This window comes from Streptomyces sp. NPDC104226, from assembly GCF_055584085.1.
Map to the genome: position 1 here is coordinate 24,909 of NZ_JBVJMS010000001.1, position 15,602 is coordinate 40,510.

At 69.9% G+C, this 15,602-nt stretch carries 13 protein-coding genes and 3 pseudogenes; 9 read left to right on the forward strand and 7 right to left on the reverse strand.

Annotated elements, in window-relative coordinates:
* Window positions 1-75 precede the first annotated feature (75 nt).
* On the forward strand, window positions 76-618 hold the full coding sequence (locus ACZ60J_RS00165) for a sugar O-acetyltransferase (protein WP_469677498.1): 543 nt from the start codon (window positions 76-78) through the stop codon (window positions 616-618).
* A gap of 279 nt (window positions 619-897) precedes the next feature.
* The gene (locus ACZ60J_RS00170; RefSeq protein WP_469677500.1) at window positions 898-1,365 is read left to right on the forward strand and encodes a hypothetical protein; all 468 of its coding nucleotides are present in this window, start codon (window positions 898-900) and stop codon (window positions 1,363-1,365) included.
* 22 nt (window positions 1,366-1,387) lie between these two features.
* Here the strand turns inward: ACZ60J_RS00170 and ACZ60J_RS00175 are convergent.
* The 5 genes and pseudogenes from ACZ60J_RS00175 to ACZ60J_RS00195 form a co-directional block, all read right to left on the reverse strand.
* A pseudogene (locus tag ACZ60J_RS00175) lies at window positions 1,388-1,943 on the reverse strand (transposase); the annotation flags it as partial.
* A 466-nt stretch (window positions 1,944-2,409) separates the two neighbouring features.
* Window positions 2,410-2,925, reverse strand: coding sequence for a GNAT family N-acetyltransferase (locus tag ACZ60J_RS00180; protein WP_469677502.1), 516 nt, complete (start codon window positions 2,923-2,925; stop codon window positions 2,410-2,412).
* A 1,408-nt stretch (window positions 2,926-4,333) separates the two neighbouring features.
* The gene (locus ACZ60J_RS00185) at window positions 4,334-5,581 is read right to left on the reverse strand and encodes a bifunctional adenosylcobinamide kinase/adenosylcobinamide-phosphate guanylyltransferase (protein ID WP_469677504.1); all 1,248 of its coding nucleotides are present in this window, start codon (window positions 5,579-5,581) and stop codon (window positions 4,334-4,336) included.
* Between the two features lie 1,181 nt (window positions 5,582-6,762).
* The gene (locus tag ACZ60J_RS00190; protein ID WP_469677506.1) at window positions 6,763-7,002 is read right to left on the reverse strand and encodes a hypothetical protein; all 240 of its coding nucleotides are present in this window, start codon (window positions 7,000-7,002) and stop codon (window positions 6,763-6,765) included.
* Between the two features lie 124 nt (window positions 7,003-7,126).
* Window positions 7,127-7,693, reverse strand: a pseudogene (locus ACZ60J_RS00195) (transposase); the annotation flags it as partial.
* 1,545 nt (window positions 7,694-9,238) lie between these two features.
* On the opposite strand from ACZ60J_RS00195, the gene ACZ60J_RS00200 reads away from it, so the two are divergent.
* Complete coding sequence (locus tag ACZ60J_RS00200) at window positions 9,239-9,646, forward strand: hypothetical protein (protein ID WP_469677508.1); 408 nt, start codon at window positions 9,239-9,241, stop codon at window positions 9,644-9,646.
* Between the two features lie 571 nt (window positions 9,647-10,217).
* On the opposite strand, the gene ACZ60J_RS00205 is transcribed toward ACZ60J_RS00200, so the two are convergent.
* A complete protein-coding gene (locus ACZ60J_RS00205; protein WP_469677510.1) occupies window positions 10,218-10,589 on the reverse strand; it encodes a peptidoglycan-binding domain-containing protein in 372 nt (123 codons plus the stop codon).
* Window positions 10,590-10,935: 346 nt separating this feature from the next.
* On the opposite strand from ACZ60J_RS00205, the gene ACZ60J_RS00210 reads away from it, so the two are divergent.
* Both ACZ60J_RS00210 and ACZ60J_RS00215 read left to right on the forward strand, forming a co-directional pair.
* The gene (locus tag ACZ60J_RS00210) at window positions 10,936-11,661 is read left to right on the forward strand and encodes a response regulator (RefSeq protein ID WP_469677512.1); all 726 of its coding nucleotides are present in this window, start codon (window positions 10,936-10,938) and stop codon (window positions 11,659-11,661) included.
* A gap of 214 nt (window positions 11,662-11,875) precedes the next feature.
* The gene (locus tag ACZ60J_RS00215; protein WP_469679070.1) at window positions 11,876-12,067 is read left to right on the forward strand and encodes a DUF6188 family protein; all 192 of its coding nucleotides are present in this window, start codon (window positions 11,876-11,878) and stop codon (window positions 12,065-12,067) included.
* A 5-nt stretch (window positions 12,068-12,072) separates the two neighbouring features.
* Here the strand turns inward: ACZ60J_RS00215 and ACZ60J_RS00220 are convergent, their stop codons facing one another.
* Window positions 12,073-12,807, reverse strand: coding sequence for a hypothetical protein (locus ACZ60J_RS00220; protein ID WP_469677514.1), 735 nt, complete (start codon window positions 12,805-12,807; stop codon window positions 12,073-12,075).
* Between the two features lie 416 nt (window positions 12,808-13,223).
* Here ACZ60J_RS00220 and ACZ60J_RS00225 point away from each other — a divergent pair, with 416 nt between their 5' ends.
* The 4 genes and pseudogenes from ACZ60J_RS00225 (at window position 13,224) to ACZ60J_RS00240 (ending at window position 15,274) form a co-directional block, all read left to right on the forward strand.
* Window positions 13,224-13,532: a hypothetical protein gene (locus tag ACZ60J_RS00225; RefSeq protein ID WP_469677516.1), complete on the forward strand. Its 309-nt coding sequence runs from the start codon at window positions 13,224-13,226 to the stop codon at window positions 13,530-13,532.
* Between the two features lie 353 nt (window positions 13,533-13,885).
* Complete coding sequence (locus ACZ60J_RS00230; RefSeq protein WP_469677518.1) at window positions 13,886-14,257, forward strand: DUF6879 family protein; 372 nt, start codon at window positions 13,886-13,888, stop codon at window positions 14,255-14,257.
* A gap of 295 nt (window positions 14,258-14,552) precedes the next feature.
* Window positions 14,553-14,637 (forward strand): annotated as a pseudogene (locus ACZ60J_RS00235) (dienelactone hydrolase family protein); the annotation flags it as partial.
* 73 nt (window positions 14,638-14,710) lie between these two features.
* Window positions 14,711-15,274 carry a DinB family protein gene (locus ACZ60J_RS00240; RefSeq protein ID WP_469677520.1) on the forward strand — a complete coding sequence of 188 codons (564 nt, stop codon included), beginning with the start codon at window positions 14,711-14,713 and terminating at the stop codon, window positions 15,272-15,274.
* Window positions 15,275-15,602 lie beyond the last annotated feature (328 nt).

Genomic DNA, 15,602 nt, shown 5'->3' on the forward strand with positions numbered 1-15,602 from the left:
ACCCCCAGTGCACCCCATCGAATAGATCATCCAGCCAGTCGTGCGGGCCACCGGCACGCCAGAAGGGACCGCACCATGTCCAGCGACCGTCTCATGCGCATCCACAGCGCCGAGTTCCAGGCCATGGCCGAGAGGGTCCTGCAGGTCACCGAGCTCACCGCCCGTCTGAATGTCTTGCCCTTCGAGGACGACGCCGGCAAGGCAGCTCTGTTCGAACAGATCCTCGGCAAGCCGCTGCCGCAGCGAGTGACGATCTATCCGCCCTTCTACACCGACCACGGCCTCAACCTCGAGCTCGCCGAGCGCGTGTTCATCAACCAGAACTGCACGTTCCTGGACTACGCCGGCATCCGGCTCGGCGAGCGCGTGATGGTAGGCCCGAAGGTCACGTTCATCACCAGCGGTCATCCGGTCGACCCCGAGGAGCGGCGGCTGTACCTCACAGGTGCACCCATCGACGTCGCGGAGAACGTGTGGATCGGAGCCGGCGCCACCATCCTTCCCGGCGTCAGCATCGGCCGTGACTCCGTGATTGCCGCCGGCGCTGTCGTGGCCGATGACGTTCCGCCCGCAAGCCTGGTGACCGGCAGCAAGGCCAGCGTGTACAGACAGTGGTGACACTCCGCAGGATCACGGACCCCTTGGAACTGATCCTCTAGACCGGGGTCGGGGGCTACTGACTTCGGCTTGCCAGGGTGAACCTTGGCGAAGTGCCTGATGGGCTTGGGCGCTGGCTGCACGGACGACCGTGCCAACGGGGTCGCTCGGGCCACCCGTCCTGCCGATGTCCGGCAACCGGACCGGCTCATGGGTGCCGCCAGCAGCCCGTGACCCCGCCGCGGAGCCCCACACATACTGTTGCCCCGTACGTGAGCAGGTCATACGGGGGTAGGGAACATGGTGGACGAGACGGTAGGTCAAAGCTCCGGGCACCGTACGGAAGTTTTCGTGTGGCTGGGTCTCGCGCTACTTCTGGGCGCACTGTCGGCCCTGGTATTGATCCCCCAGGCACAGCATCTGCGCTCGCTCCGAGACGGTGTGCGCGTCGACGCCACCATGCACACCCGCGGCACCTGCACGCTGGGACGGTGCAGTATCGCCTTCGAGGCACAGGGCCGCACCGTCGTGGCTGTCTTGCCGCCGGGCAGTAGTGGCAGCAAAATCCCCGTGGGCGCGCACCTCACCGTCCTCTACCGGGCGGACGATCCGCAGGTAGTCGCCGCCGCGGACGACGTGGATGGCGGTGTGGCGGCCTTGCTGGCCGCCTCGACCAGCGCGGGGGCCGTGTTGTTCCTGCTTCTGCCGGTCATGAAGTCGGTGGCCCGAGCGCGGCGGCGGCGCGCGGCGTCCAGCGCCGGTGGATGAAGTGCCCGCGCCACACGACTCGTCAAGGTGATGCCGGGGCGTCGAGGGTCAGGCTGGTGTCTGCTATGAAGCCGTCGAGGGTGTCGGGCCGGTAGTGAAGCCGTTTGAGACGGTTGCGGACGAGGGTTTCGAGCCGGTCGAGGACCATGATGGCGAGGTTGGCCAGGCTGCGCTTGACGCGCGCCCAGACGCCTTCGACTGGGTTCAGGTCGGGCGCCTAGGCGGGCACGTCCGCTCCGCGACGAGGTCCCGCATCTTGCGCAAGACATGGGTGTTCGGCCGGTCCCAGATCAGCACGATCGACGCCCTGACCAGCTGATGGACGCCGTCGACCAGCACGATGAAGGCCCGCTCGTCCATGCTGCGGCGCTTGCCCTAGCCTGCGAGGTGGTTCCGCAGCCGGTGGCACAGCCGGCTCCGGGAGCCGGGCCGCGTAGCGATCAGGCCGGCGACCGACAGCCGTCCCAAGCGGCGCCCGCTCACCGTCACGACCGGGGTGCGGCCTCGCCTGCCCCAGGTCCGCCCCCGGGGCGAGCGACGGGCGAAGCCGCTTCATCCTCGAAGCAGACATAGCCCCCGCAGGCGCCCGGGCGGCAGCGGCGACGACGACCTGGTCGACGCCGGCACGGTGCGCGTCGACGAGGATCCGGGCGACGACGATCCCCCGGGCATCGAGGCGGCCCATGCCAGCGGCGATGCCGGGCCGGGCCGGGGAAGAGCGGATCGCGTCGCGGACCACGCCCTCGGGCACCGTCGCCTTCGTCCGGCCAGCCAGACAGCCACAGCGTTACGGCGGTGAACGCGCGACGGGCAGCACCTCCCGATCGGGGAGTAAGCAGGCTTCCCGCGGCGGCCTGGGCCCCGGCCCGGCCCGGCCCGGCCCTGAGCCGATGCCGCGGCGTGCGGCGCCGGGGCATCGGGGTGGGCTGGGCGGTGCGGTGGAGGAGCGGACGGCGCACCCGGGTCCGTACGGCGTTGGTGGCCGGAATGACGGCTCTGGTGCGAACGGCGGTTGCTCGGCGGAGTTGTGCCGGGAACCCTCCGTTAGGGAACGACCACGGACTCCACGGAAAGGTCGATGGTGAACGCCACCCGGTCGAGTCCGGGGCCGTCGTAGTCCGGCTTCACGGCTGAGGCCGTAAAGCCGAGTCGGGTGTGAAATGCCTGCGACGCACTGTTCTCCGGGCTGGTGATGCAGTGCACGTAGCGGCGCCCGTGTGACCGGGCGAGCGCGAAGAAAGCCCGGTAAAGGGCACGCCCGACACCCTGCCCGTGCAGAGCCGGGTCGACACCGACGAAGTGCACATAGGCGGTTTCGGGCTCTGTCTGCGACAGGAAACCCACCAGGAAGGCGGCAACGTCTCCACTGGCGCGTTCGACCAGGAAACTGGTGGTGGTGAAGTGCTGGAAGTACAGCCGGGGCAGCAGCAACGCACGTTCCGTCGCCCCGGCCTCCCCCTTCAGGCCACCCCACCACACGTCCAGTACGGCGAGCACGCGCAGATGGTCTTCGTCGGCAAGGTGTCGAGCCCTCAGGCCAGCGGCAAGATCGTCGATCATCTGTGCAGTCTGTCAGCCGTGCGAGGCGCACCGCGAACCCGGCCGGCTGGGCGCGACGACTCGAAAGTGCACACGACAAGCCGACACTGACCGCACTCAGTTACCCCAGTAGCTGGCCGCCCTGGGGGAAATCTTGATGCCCTCCGTCACCCCCACCAGACCCCCTCTACGACCGCCGAGGACCCCGACCGGACGCCATGACCTCTCCGACAGGCACGTACGGCTCCCGCGCCGGGACCCGCGGCCCAGCCGCCGGATCGGCCGCCAGGACCGCCATCGCAAGAGAGGGGACGACGGCGACGCTCCGCGTCCTCACCGCGAACTCCTCCTCCCCCACACCCCGCAGACCCCTCCCACGGGCAGGCCGGCCACTTCGCCGCGGGCAGCAGCCGAAGGCCTACCCAGAGGGCGTCCGCCGCGCAGTCGAGCTGGGTCGAGCGTTCCGACAGGTCTATCCGCAGGCCCCGCCCCGGCTTGCGGCGGCCCGTCCGCAAGGATCCGGACGGACCGGGGTACGGGCCCGCGGTGCCCAGGTGGGTGATTCAGTCGTTCCAAGGAGTGGTGGAGGCCTTGGACCAGGCGTGCTCTGCTCCGGACGAATACGAGAGGTCCCAGGGCCGATGACGTCACCGTAAGGCGCCTGCCTGTTTCAGCAAGCGTGTACACGAGCAGCTGCCGGGTCTCCGACTCAGGCGGACGCATTCCGGCGCGTGCCGCCAACTCCTCGCGGACCACGTGGGCGTAGCCGGTCAGTTCCAGGGCGGCCAGGTCCAGGGCGCAGGGCGGCGGGACCCTCAGCGCCGTCCAGGACAGGACCTGAGCTGTCAGCGCCAGGTGGACCTCGCCGCCCCGGTGGCGCCGCTGACCGGGGAGGGCGGGAGAGGGCCTCAGCGCGCCGACGCCGTCACCGGTCCGATGCCGAACCCACCCGCCACGCCATCGACGCCGGTGGGAGGTAACGCCCCGAGAGCCGCGATGGAGACCGGCACCGGTGCCGCCCTCGTGCCCTGGTTCCCGCCCCCGCCGGGTGACCCGATGGTGTCCGTCAAGGGGCTGCCGCTGGGTCACGAGCTGAAGACAGAAGCCGCCGTCAACCCGTTCCTGCCCCCAACGCCCCCAGGGGGCTTTGGCGGACGTGGGCCGTCGGCTGGTTCCTGGTGTGCTTCGAGGCCGGTGGGGCCTTTACTGCGCCCCGCCCGACCGGTCACTGCCGGCAGGTGACCGGCTCGTGCACTCCGACCCGGCTGCCACCCACGCCACCGTTGTGCGGGACAACGACGTATCGCAGTTCGGCGCCCCTGCCACCTTCACCGTGCTCGGCGCCTCGCAACACCACGGACGGGTCGGCGCGACCCCGACCGGGGCGGGCCGACGCCAGGTCCCACGGGCACTCGCAGGCCGCACGGGGTCATCCCTTCAGAGACAGCACCTGTCCGGCGACCACGAGGAGCACCTCTTCGCAGGCGGCACCCACCGCCGCGTTGAGCCAGCCGAGCTCGTCGCGGTACCGCCGCTCCCGGGTGGGGCAGGGCCGGGAACCGGATCCCACCTCGCTGCTGACCAGCACCACCCGCCGCCGGGCAGCCCGGACCGCGGCAACCAGCTCGGCGGACCGGGCACGCAGCTCCTGCTGGCCGCCGCCCAGCCAGGCAGTCTCGTCCGCGGCGCCGATTCCCTCCATCCCGTGGGCCAGCCACGCCGACAGGCAGTCGATCAGCAGCGGCGGACCATCCTCGGCGAGGAGCGGAAGCAACTCGCGGGTCTCCACCGTCCGCCAGTGCGCGGGGCGCCGCTCCCGGTGGAGCCGTACCCGGTGCTCCCCTTCGGAATCCCCGTCGCCGGTGCCTCCGGTGGCGGCGTACACCACGTCCGGGTGGGCCTCCAGGAAGCGCTCGGCCTGGAGGGATTTGCCCGAGCGGGTTCCGCCCACTAGCAAGGTACGGCGCTGCGAGGCCGGGGCCGGCGCGGCACGGCCCGTGTGCAACGCGGTCCCGTCGGGAACGGCCCGGGCACCGGCCGCGACGCAGCGGCGGGTCAGTTCGGCGCCGAGCGGGTCGTCGTGGTCCAGGTGCACCGCGATCACATCGGTGCCGGGGCCGATCGCGCCGGAGGTCCGCAGCCGGGCCAGGGCCTCCGGGCGGCCCAGCACGTCCGCGAGGACCACCTCGTACGGGTGCTCGGCGATCCGCTCCACCCGGCCCGCCGCCTCCCCACTGCCGGTCGGCGCGGCAGCGGTCCGGGCAGGGGCCGCGCCGGGCGGCAGGTACAGGGCGCGGGCGCCGTCGGGGCCGGTCACCGCGTAGCCGGTGCCCGGTACGTCGACGCGGACCGCCCGCACCCGGTGCCCGGAGGTCGCCGTCAGTTCCTGCCCGGCGGACAGCCGCACCACGGCGGGCAGGCCGGGCGGCGGAGCTTCGCCCGGGCCGCCCTGCTCGGGACGGGCCGCCAGCACGCACCGGATCCCGTACGGCGCGTGCCCGGCCCGCGCGGCGCCGGCGCCCGCGCCGGGCGTCGCGTCGAGGAGCAGGACCCCGTCCACGAGGACCGCCGTCGCGGCCCGGGCGTGCGGACCGACGGAGGCGGCGCACCCCGCGCAGGGGCAGCCGGGCCTGGGCAGCCCGCCAGGAGCGGCGGTGCCGAGCAGGGTGAGTTCCACAGGTGGTCCTTCCGAAAGGGTGCGGTCCGGCATGCCGGGAGGCGTGGAGCGGGAAGGTACTTCCCCTTCCCCGCCGGTGCATCGCCGGTCCTTCCAGGGAACGTGCCGCGCCCCGAGGCCCGCGTCCTCCGAACGGCCCCGGGGCCGGGCGAACCGTCCGACTCGGGCTACGGTGCATTTCACCGAGGCGGGGATCGCGGGTGCCCGGCACCTGGCAGAGGCTCCCGTGGGCCGGCACCGGACCGTCCTATGGAGCAGTCGACCGCTCGGGACCCCGTTCAGACCGCTGACCTCGGCCCGGCCGGCCGATGGCTCGACCGCGGACGTGCTGATGGCCGGGGGGGGGAGAGTCGTACGCCGGGTCCTACCCGCAGGACTCTCCGGATCCACCGACCCCGCCGTGACCGCGGCGGCTGCCAAGACCGGCACGTGGGACGAGATCGGCGCTGGCAGCGGGGAACTCCTCGACGCCGTCCGGGCATGGGAACGGTGGGGTCGGCGGCTGAAGCCCTGCTTGAGCACGGCGGTAGCGATACGGCAATGCGCCCCACGTCGTAGCGAGTGGTGGGTCGCTGGCTCTTCGAGCCGAGGGGTCTGCCGGGGCCGGGCCAGACAGGGCAGGCGGGGGCGCAGGTTTCTGCACCGTCGGCAGACCGGGGCCGGGGTGAGTCTCCTGGGTTCCCCCGGCCTCTGCCTGGGCCGCCGCACTTCCTCCCCGAGACCAGCCTTCCTGTGTCCGCGGCGGCCTGCGCGGGCGTCTGCGGTGCGGTGGTCGGCCGCCGCTTTCCCCCTGCCCGCCGCCGCTGCCCAGGCTGGGGGCCAGCCTGTGGGAACGTGCCACTGCGTTGCTCTCGCGATGGTCGTCCGCCGTTTCGTTCGTTCGGAGGACGGGGTTAGAGAAGGAGGATCGCTGAGATAGAGGGACCGATTCCTTTCCCCTCCTTTCGTCCTCAGGAGATCGCCATGCCTACTGACACTTCTCCCACCGGTTCTCGCCGGTCGGAACCCGACTTCCTGGAGCTGCTTCGGATTCCGGTGATTTCCAGCAGGTATTCGCAGGAGCAGGAACTCTGTGTCGCCGCTTGCGGTGCCTTCTGTTTCCAGGGCGGCGGCGAGCGGCAGTCGCCGAGGGTCGGAACCCGAGCCGAGAGGCAGACACTTGGTTGACCCGCGTTCGGCCTTTAGTGCTCGGGGAGGTTTCCCGGCCTTGCTGCCTTGGGTTCCTCTACCTGGGCGAGGGTCTTCCAGGGCAGCTGCGGCTTGATCAACTCGGTTTTGTAGAGGCCGATGGTCGATTCCATCACGGCGTTGTCGAGCGCGTCGCCGACCGTGCCGATGCTCGCCGCGAGGCCGGCGGCGTCCAGGTGCTCGGCGAGCCGGAGACACGTGTGTTGCGACCCGGCATCCGGGTGATGTATCAACTCACGTCGGACGTCTGGGTGTTGGTCGCGGTCGCGTTGCCACAGGGCCATCTCCAGGGCGTCCAGGACGAGCTGGCTTTCCTTCAACGTGGCGGCGGACCAGCCGACGATGCGGCGGGAGATGCCGGTGAGGGATCAGGGCGCCGGTTCCCTGGTAGCCGCCGTCCGCCAGGACCGGCGCGTCCCAGCAGACCCGGTCGACACCCGACTCGGTGAAAGCCCGGCAGTCGTTGCGGTTGCCAGGCAGCGGCAGGCCGACAGCGACCACCAACCGGCTGTTGGCGTCGATCACCACCTGCAGGTTGGTTGAACAGCGGCAGTTCTTGCTGGAAGCAGCGACCGTCCTGTCCCGGGTGGGTACCACGGTGCCGTCCACGATCACCGCGGTGTCCTGCCGCGGCCGCCGCGCAGGCGAGATCGCCAGCAGCGGTGCGAGGTGGTCCAGCACCCCGTCCGCAACGGACTTCGAGATCCCGAACAGCGGCGCTACCTGCCGCAGGGTCAGGTTGGTCCGCCAGTACGAGGCCACCAGCAGAACCTGATCCTCCAAGCAGCGCCCCCACGGCCGGCCACGCTGGACGTCACCGCCACGACGGCGGACCAGCGCGACCAGCTTGCGGAACTGCTACTCGCTCAACCCCGAGGACGGCTCGATCCACATCGGATCGCTCGCCGAGATCAACCCACCCATGCTGTGACCAACACGGAAGCAGGACGCCGGCTACGGGACAACCTTTAGCCCGCCAGCGTCCACCCGTTGCCCGGCAAGCAGGACGCCGCCAAGAAGACAGCGAAGAGGCCAGCCGCCAAGAAGCCCTGCCGCAGCTCTCGCTGCAGGATTAGTGACCACCCAGCCGAACCCAGAACCTAGTTCAAGGAACCGCAGCCCCTCCAGCAAAACAGTGTGCCCGTCCAAGCGCCCACGCAGCAGCATCCCAATGCCCGACACACGCACCCCCGCCCATGCGCCGAACCACGCATACATGGGCTCGCTGCCCAGGCCCACACCCCCGCAGACCCAGGCACCCACGCCCGCACCACCCCTACACCCACACAAGAAAGTCCAGGCACTCGCCAGCCGCAGAACGTGGCCTCACCAGGCGAAATGCAAACCCGTCGCCTGCGCACCTTCCCCCCATATTTCCCCGGACTCTTCCCCTCACCCCTCCCCCAATACTTCCCCCCGCTCTTCCCCCGATGCTTCCGGTCGCAGGACGGTGCCGTGCAGGGAGCGGCGGTCTCCTGTGCGGGCGTAGTGGCGGACAGCGAGTCCCGCGCTCATGGGCGAGCTGATCTTCACCTCGGAGTACGAGGCTGCCAACTGACGGAGCGCCAGGGACATGGCGCGAGAGGAAGAAGGACGTGGATACGCGAGGAGCGCCGCCCATTTAGCCCCCGCCCTCGTTTGCCCCCGCCCCGGACGGGCCGCCGCGTCGCGGCCGTCTGGCGGCCCCCGACCCGGTGGCGCCCAGCGACGGGACATAAGCGCCCGCGGCTGTCCTACGGCCCCAGAGGCGGGCGCTCGAGGCGGGCAGCGCGGCCCGCGCCCAACGAGGGCCGAGACGGTTCCTCTCATCAACCGCATCCGGCGGCCGAACCGGCCCGGTCCCGCCGGGTATCAGCCGCCGGCCCACGCCGAGCCCATCACGTCCGGCCGTACCCGGCAGCGAACCTCACCAGAAACCTCCCCGTTGCAGGTCACGGGCCCGCGCTGGTCCTATCTGCCGTCCGGGCAACTGGTGGTGGACCGGGATCCGGAAACTCCCCGATAATCTCCCCAGCGCAGGTCAGAGCTGTGCAGGCGTCTACGTCACCGGATCCCCCTACCCCCGATACCAAGCCGGCAGCGGAGCCCAGGCCGGAAGCTCCATGCCCTCGACGGCAGCCCTTGCTCCTGTTACAAGCGCCGCGCCCTGGCCGGAGGAGTACCGTGTCGGACCACTCGGGTAGCCTCCGGGCAACGCCGACCGGGCACGGAAAGGGGGCTGCTGGTGAGCAGCAACTGGCATCGGGAGAGCAGCGCGCGACGGCGAAGACGATTTCGTACATGGCCGATGCCGAATACCTACGGAACGCGAGCACGCTGCTGCGGGCGCACCTCGCCGACCGGCGTCCACCCCGGTGGCTGTCGGTATCTCGCCTCTGGCCGTGGTTCCGCGACGTGTGGGAGGCACGAGCTGCAGACCGCCACGGCTGGGTATGGCGGGCCGTTCCCCGGGACGCCGACCTAGAGCAGATGCACAGCGCCCCTTCCACCGCTCTCCTTGCCGCCGTCGTCCAGCAGGCCGAGGCATTGCAGGCCAGCCTCCACGGCGCACGGAACCTGCACCGGCTGCACGAGTCGTACATCCCCGAACGCACCGGAAACCCGGTCGACGACCCGGCCGGTAGCGGCGGCAGATCAGCTCCCACGCTGCCCGGGTTCCCCGGACCCGGGCACTTCCTCAACCGCGCCTTCCCCCAAGGTGACGGCATCCGCATCCAGCCCGGTCGTGAGCAGGAGTTCGATCGCCTGGCGTACGACCGGTCCGCGGTGCACACACGAGCCCGCGCCTTCGGCGACGCCGTCCTCGCTCTCCTCGTCAAGCACCGCACCGACCACGTCATGCCGGAGCCTCCACGGCCTCGCGGCGCCGGTCACTGACCGGAACGCGAGAAGCAGCCGGCACCGAACCGGGCAAAATCTCCTGGGCAGTGGTCTTCTGGCCAGAGGCCTGCCCGGCATCGGCCATTCCTGAAGGCGTCGCCAGTTCTTACAAGAGGGATACCGGTCCTCCGCGCCAAGATCCTACCCAGCCCCCGACGATCACCGTCGGACGGTGATCTGGAGGTTTGTGACCGTGGCCGTTGGCTCTTACCCCGCTGGAGGCTGTGCCCGCGTGCCGCAGCACCGCGGCGCGGCGCTGACCGGCGGCCCTGACGTGGCCGGTTGCCTCGACGTTGGCCGGGCGGCCCACCAAGCGGCGCTGCCTGCCCAGCCGGTCACCGGACCGGCCCGGCCCGCTACGGCAACGGTGTACCGGATGAGACCGTTGGGCAGAGCCGGCGGCGGAGCCGCGCCCGGTCCTGTTGGGTTGGTGGCCTCAACAATGGGTGACTCGATCTCCAAAAGCTTCCACCGGCTCCGATGCGCGGGGCGGACGGCCTTCGGGGGCCTGCACCCACGCTCAGTGTCGGCCGGGCACGTCCGTAGGAGGTGCCCGGCCGGGTTACGGTCAGCAGCCGCTGTGCTTGAGGGCACTCCAGGTCTTCGGCCCGACGATGCCATCGACCGGCATGTTGCACATGGTCTTGACCCGGTTCTGGAACTCCCTGACCGCGCGCTCGGTGGCCGGACCGAACTGGCCGTCAACGCCAGAGCTGCCGATGTTCACGTTCCAGTACTTGAGCAGACACTGCGCCTGCTTGACCGCCGAACCGCTCGAACCGCGGCTGATCTGCGGCTGGGAGTCGGTGTAGTTGCAGCCGTACACACCCGTCACGGAGGCGCCCGAGTTCGTGGCTGCCACGGCGCCCGGGGCCATGGCTACACCGGTGCACAGCGCGGCCGAGGCAACGAGGAGCGTCAAGCGCTTGCTCAGCATCATGGTCAGTCGTCCTTTGTTTACGGACCGCCTGCCTCACGGGCAGTACCCGGCGGCGAGCTGTCCTGGTGCGGAACCGGTAGTTGAACGGTTCCGTGGTGGTGCCGGGACGTGAACCTACGGGGAGCGCGTCAGCCCCGTCGTCCCACAAGGGATTGATCCCCGTGGCCAGCCTCCACCCGGTGCGGGAGGCGGCTCATACCCACAGTGGACACCGGGAGTTGGAGACGGGCGCACGGCTCTGCTCGAAACCGGACCTGCACGCGGAAACCTGCCGGTCGGAGGTTGTACGGCATGTCCGGCCCAGCCGGCGCCACCCACATCGAGACGCAAGGAGTGATCGACCACCATGACCGGATCCGCACCGTTGAAAGTGCTCGTGGCCGATGACCAGTTCCTCACCCGGGCCGGGCTCGTCGGTCTGCTCACTGCCGCGCCAGGCTTCGTCGTCGTCGCTGAGGCCGGGGACGGGATCGAGGCGGTCTCGCTCGCTGCCGCCACCCGGCCCGACGTCGTCCTGATGGACGTTCAGATGCCGGGCATGGACGGCATCACCGCGACCGCGCGCATCCTCGCCGCAACGCCTCCGCCCCCGCCCCGCGTACTGGTCCTGACCACCTTCGACCTCGACGAGTACCTTTACGGGGCGGTGAAGGCCGGAGCCTCGGGCTTCCTCCTCAAGGACTCGGGCCCCAAGGCCCTGCTCACGGCGATCGAAGCGGTAGCGAGCGGTGACACGATCCTTGCACCATCGATCACACGCCGCCTCGTGGAGGCGTTTGCCGCGCAGAGCGCGGGCCCCCCGGGCAGAATGGGTACGCAAGGCCCAACATGGACGAGGGACAGTAAGGGCACCGCGGTCCTCGCGCCGTTGACCACGCGCGAGTGCGAGGTACTCGAGCTGGTCGGCCGGGGCCTGTGCAACGCGGACATCGCATGCCGGCTGGTCATCAGCGAGGCGACGGTCAAGAGCCATCTAAACCGGACGATGACCAAACTGGGCCTCGAAAGCCGGGCCCAGGCCGTGGTGACGGCCTACGAGAGCGGCCTGGTGGTCCCCGGAGGCAACTGCTGACCATGCAGTCGGGGACCATCTAGTGTGAACCGTCCCCCTGATCGTGGACACCTGGAGACTGGGATCTGAGGTTCCAGAGGGAGTAGCACCAATTGGGAATCAAGTACACGAAGCGGTACACCGATGAGTTCAAACGGGACGCGATCGCGCTCGTCGACTCCACGGGTAAGACGGTCACCGCCCTCGCCCGGAATCTGGCATAAGCTCGGAGTCCCTGCGCGGCTGGTTCACCAAGGCCGTCACCAAAGCCAAGGTCACCGGGCTCGGCACCCTGTCCCTCGGCTTTGACGACGGCACTCGACTCAGCATCGGTCCAGATCCCGACTACGAATCCTGGAGCCTCACCAGCTCAGGACTCGAACCAGTCCTGGTAGGCCCAGGCGGCGAAACCGACTGGCAGCACTGACCACTTCAGCTGTGTTGCAACGATCCCTGGAATCCGCCCTGGAGGGTGCCGCCGGAGCGGCGGGTTGCCCGGCAGGCGGCGAGTGCGGTCGCGCTGGCGCCGCAGGAGGCGAGGTCGTGGCCCATGGCGTCGACGAGGGTCAGGTGCAGGGTGCCGTCGGTGAAGTTGTGGTCGAAAGCATCCCCGCCGATGTCGTAGGCCGGTTCCAGGACCGCGGCGGAGGTGACCGTGGCGGTGCCGATGGTGCGTGGGGGCAGAAATGCCCAGAGCAGCTCGGCCTGGACGGTCATGGCCCGGGTCCGCTCGCGGCTGATCAGCGCGTCGCTGTAGGGGGACTTGGAGACGAGCAGCAGCGTGACCAGTCCGGCCAGGGCCCCACACGAGTCGAGCAGGCTTCGGGTCATCTCCGGTGCGGTGACCTTCATGACACCGATCCGCTCGATGCCGTCGATCATCGGTACCCACGCCGTGCCGCCGTGCCGCGGCTGTTGGACCTGCTGGGTGCGGTAGGCAAGGCCGCCCAGGGAGGAGTCGATGTCGACGATCTCCTCGCCCTGCCCGGTATCTGACGTGCCTGGCAGGGCGATGAGCCGGGTCTGCTGGAGGTCTGTGACGTAGAGTCGTACAGCGGACAGGCCCAGGCGCCGGCCTGTCTCATCGACAGTGGACGGGATGTCACGGACCTCGAGACGGTGCGAGCGTGCCAGAAGCTCCGACAGCACGGCATCGGATCCGTTCATCGGCCGCTTCCATGTCACACCTCGTATCTCCGACGACGAGCCGGAACCCGCTCGTCGTCCTCACCCAGGTGCTCCTGGACCCAGCCGACACGACGGCTCTACGCTCCCCAGTTTCATCCGCCCGGCGGCAGCCATGACGACGCAGAACCTGCCGCCGATCATGCGACGGCCGGCCCCGCGCCCTTGCCACGCAGCCCCCTCGGGTCCTGCGGCCGAACCGCACCGCATCTGCGCCACCGTGGCGATCTCCACCACCATGGCTGCGGCGCGTTGCTGAAGGAACGGCTGCTGAAGGCGGCCCTGCTGACCTCCTCGATGCACAAGACAGCCGGCGGCCCGCGTGATCAGCGCGGTCACGGTAGAACCTTCTGCCGCAGCGCGTGGCGCTGTCGGTGGCGCCGTCTACCCTTCCCTGCATGTCGGTCAACATTGATCTCGCCTTCACCGTTTCCGGTGTCACGGGTGAGCCGCAGGCTTGGGAGATCGTCCGTGCTCTCGAGGAGCTGCTGCGTGAGGAGTCCCTCATCCTCCAGGTCTCACTGGGGGTGGCGGTGGACGACGACGGCGCGTTCTTCGTGTCCGGTGAATCCGACTTTCCGCTTGCGATCAGCCGCTTCTACCTGTGGCGGCCGCATTTCGAAGGGCTCTTCACCGCGACCGTCGCAGAGGTAGCTGCCGGTGCGAACGGGAAGATTCAGTGGGGCTACCCCGACGAGGAATACTGATTCCCAGTCGGCAGACGTGATCCCCGGAGCCCCGGCGCGGGGACCGACACCCCCGTCGCCAGCCCTGCCGCGGGCAACGAACTGTTCCGGTCGGGTCCGCTCAACCTCTGGACCCGGCACCCGCAGCGTTGCTTGGCTGGAAACGCCGCGCGATTTCCCGCAAAACCCGTGATGCAGGAGACGACCATGGGATTACGGTTCTGAGGCAAGGATCCCGACAGCGACACCGGGCGGTGCCCGTCGGTGTGGGTGGACGAGGAAACCGGTGACCTGCTCGAGCGGGGACATCCCTACCTCCGAGGCGGTCGTCCGTGTCCCGGCCTCGCTGAGGAAGCTCCTGAAGGAGGCGTGCGATGACGCAGACCGACGGCGTCCCGTGCTTTGACGAACTCTTCGACGGCGCACGCGTCTACGCCCTCCGCCTCGAGATGCGCGACGCCTACGGGGTGACCGCCAAGTCGCCCGGGTTCGCCGGCTGGTTGGAGACCGGGGAGCGGGAGATGGACACGGAGTCGGAGTACTGGAGCTTCTGGGTCGGGCTCGTGCGTCGTACCGTCGCCCGGGGCGTGATCGTGCGGCGGGCACGGGTGGTGTCCGAGCCGCTGTCGGACTACGCCCGGTACGGACTGGCCGGGGCGGCCGTCAACCAGCTGGCGGGTGGGGAGGTCCGGTACCTGTCGCGTCGCCGCGCGTCTGACATCGCTCTGCCTGGGAACGATCTTTAGAGGCGAACCCTGATCGACGTCACCGAGCGTGAGGCCGGTAGATAGGCGTGGGCTGGTTGGCGTCGCGAGGGACGGGGTTACCGTTCGCGTCACTCCTGTGCCTCTGCATGGTGCAGGGGTTGCCATCGGCGTCGTACCAGTTCGGGAAGGTGGGTGCGCCGAAGAGGGAGTAGTCCTCACTTCCAGCGAGGATGCCCGGGGTGTATTTGCGCGGGTGCTGGTCGTCGTTGCTCTTGCTTGATCTCTCGTCTGGCTTGTCGGCGACGAAGAAGACGATCTCTACGCGTGGCCCGCGATGCTGCTCGGGCCGGAAGGCAGGGGGGCTCAGCAACGTCGAGCGCCGCCGTGCCGACGCCCTCGCCGAGCTGGGATACATAGCCCCGGGCGTACGCCGCCGCCGACACGGTCACCGGCCGGCCCGGCCGCAGTGCGATGACCTCTAGCTTGGGACCCATGGCACTGGACTGGAACACGCTCCTCGCCGAGCAGCTCGACTGGCACTGGCAGCACCAGCTGCGTTCGCGTCTGGACGGCCTCACCGACGACGAGTTCTTCTGGGAACCCGTACCGGACTGCTGGTCCGTGCGGCCGCGCGGCAGAGGGACGGCCCCGATTCAGGGCGGCTCTGGCGACTTCACGATCGACTGGTCCTATCCGGAGCCGGTTCCCGCGCCGGTCACGACGATCGCCTGGCGCCTCGGTCACGTCCTCGTCGGTGTGCTGGGGGCGCGCAGTGCCTCGCACTTCGGCGGACCGCCCGTGGACTACATGACGTACGCGTACCCGGGCACCGCGACGGAGGCGTTGGAACAGCTCGACGCGGCGTACGCGCGGTGGGTCACCGGGGTGCGTGGCCTGACCGTGGAGGGGCTGGCGCGGCCGTGCGGCGAGGCCGAGGGCGCGTACGCGCAGGAGCCGATGGCGACACTCGTACTGCACATCAACCGCGAGATGATCCACCACGGCGCGGAGGTCTCCCTGCTCCGGGACCTGTACGCGCACACACACCGGGCCTGAGGCCATCAGTGCAGGGAACTCGCCTCGCCAAGGGTGGAGCTCGGCATGGAGCTGGAGGGCAGGCGGTGGTGGAGCGCCGCTTGGCCGATCAGTGCACCGGGTTCGTCCGGCCCGGAGGTCGTCATCGTCGGACTGGGCGCGCAGTCGGCGGTCGCGGTCAGGCCGCTGGCAGGTCCGAGGGAATGGGGCGTACTTCGGTCGGGTCTCTGCCGGGTTCCCGACCGGGCCGTGGCATGCCGAGGCCCGGTCGGCGATCTCCAGGGCCCGGTCCTCGCCCTTGAGGTCGACCACCCAGTATCCGGCCCCGGCGTCCTCGGGCTGCCGGGCC

Bases quoted from the DNA above. Each gene is read 5' to 3' on its own strand.
- ACZ60J_RS00165 (WP_469677498.1), top strand. From the start codon at position 76: ATGTCCAGCGACCGTCTCATGCGCATCCACAGCGCCGAGTTCCAGGCC.
- ACZ60J_RS00225 (WP_469677516.1), top strand. From the start codon at position 13,224: ATGTCGGTCAACATTGATCTCGCCTTCACCGTTTCCGGTGTCACGGGT.
- ACZ60J_RS00205 (WP_469677510.1), bottom strand. From the start codon at position 10,589: ATGATGCTGAGCAAGCGCTTGACGCTCCTCGTTGCCTCGGCCGCGCTG.
- ACZ60J_RS00220 (WP_469677514.1), bottom strand. From the start codon at position 12,807: ATGAACGGATCCGATGCCGTGCTGTCGGAGCTTCTGGCACGCTCGCAC.
- ACZ60J_RS00240 (WP_469677520.1), top strand. From the start codon at position 14,711: ATGGCACTGGACTGGAACACGCTCCTCGCCGAGCAGCTCGACTGGCAC.
- ACZ60J_RS00210 (WP_469677512.1), top strand. From the start codon at position 10,936: ATGACCGGATCCGCACCGTTGAAAGTGCTCGTGGCCGATGACCAGTTC.
- ACZ60J_RS00170 (WP_469677500.1), top strand. From the start codon at position 898: ATGGTGGACGAGACGGTAGGTCAAAGCTCCGGGCACCGTACGGAAGTT.
- ACZ60J_RS00200 (WP_469677508.1), top strand. From the start codon at position 9,239: ATGCACAGCGCCCCTTCCACCGCTCTCCTTGCCGCCGTCGTCCAGCAG.
- ACZ60J_RS00180 (WP_469677502.1), bottom strand. From the start codon at position 2,925: ATGATCGACGATCTTGCCGCTGGCCTGAGGGCTCGACACCTTGCCGAC.
- ACZ60J_RS00230 (WP_469677518.1), top strand. From the start codon at position 13,886: ATGACGCAGACCGACGGCGTCCCGTGCTTTGACGAACTCTTCGACGGC.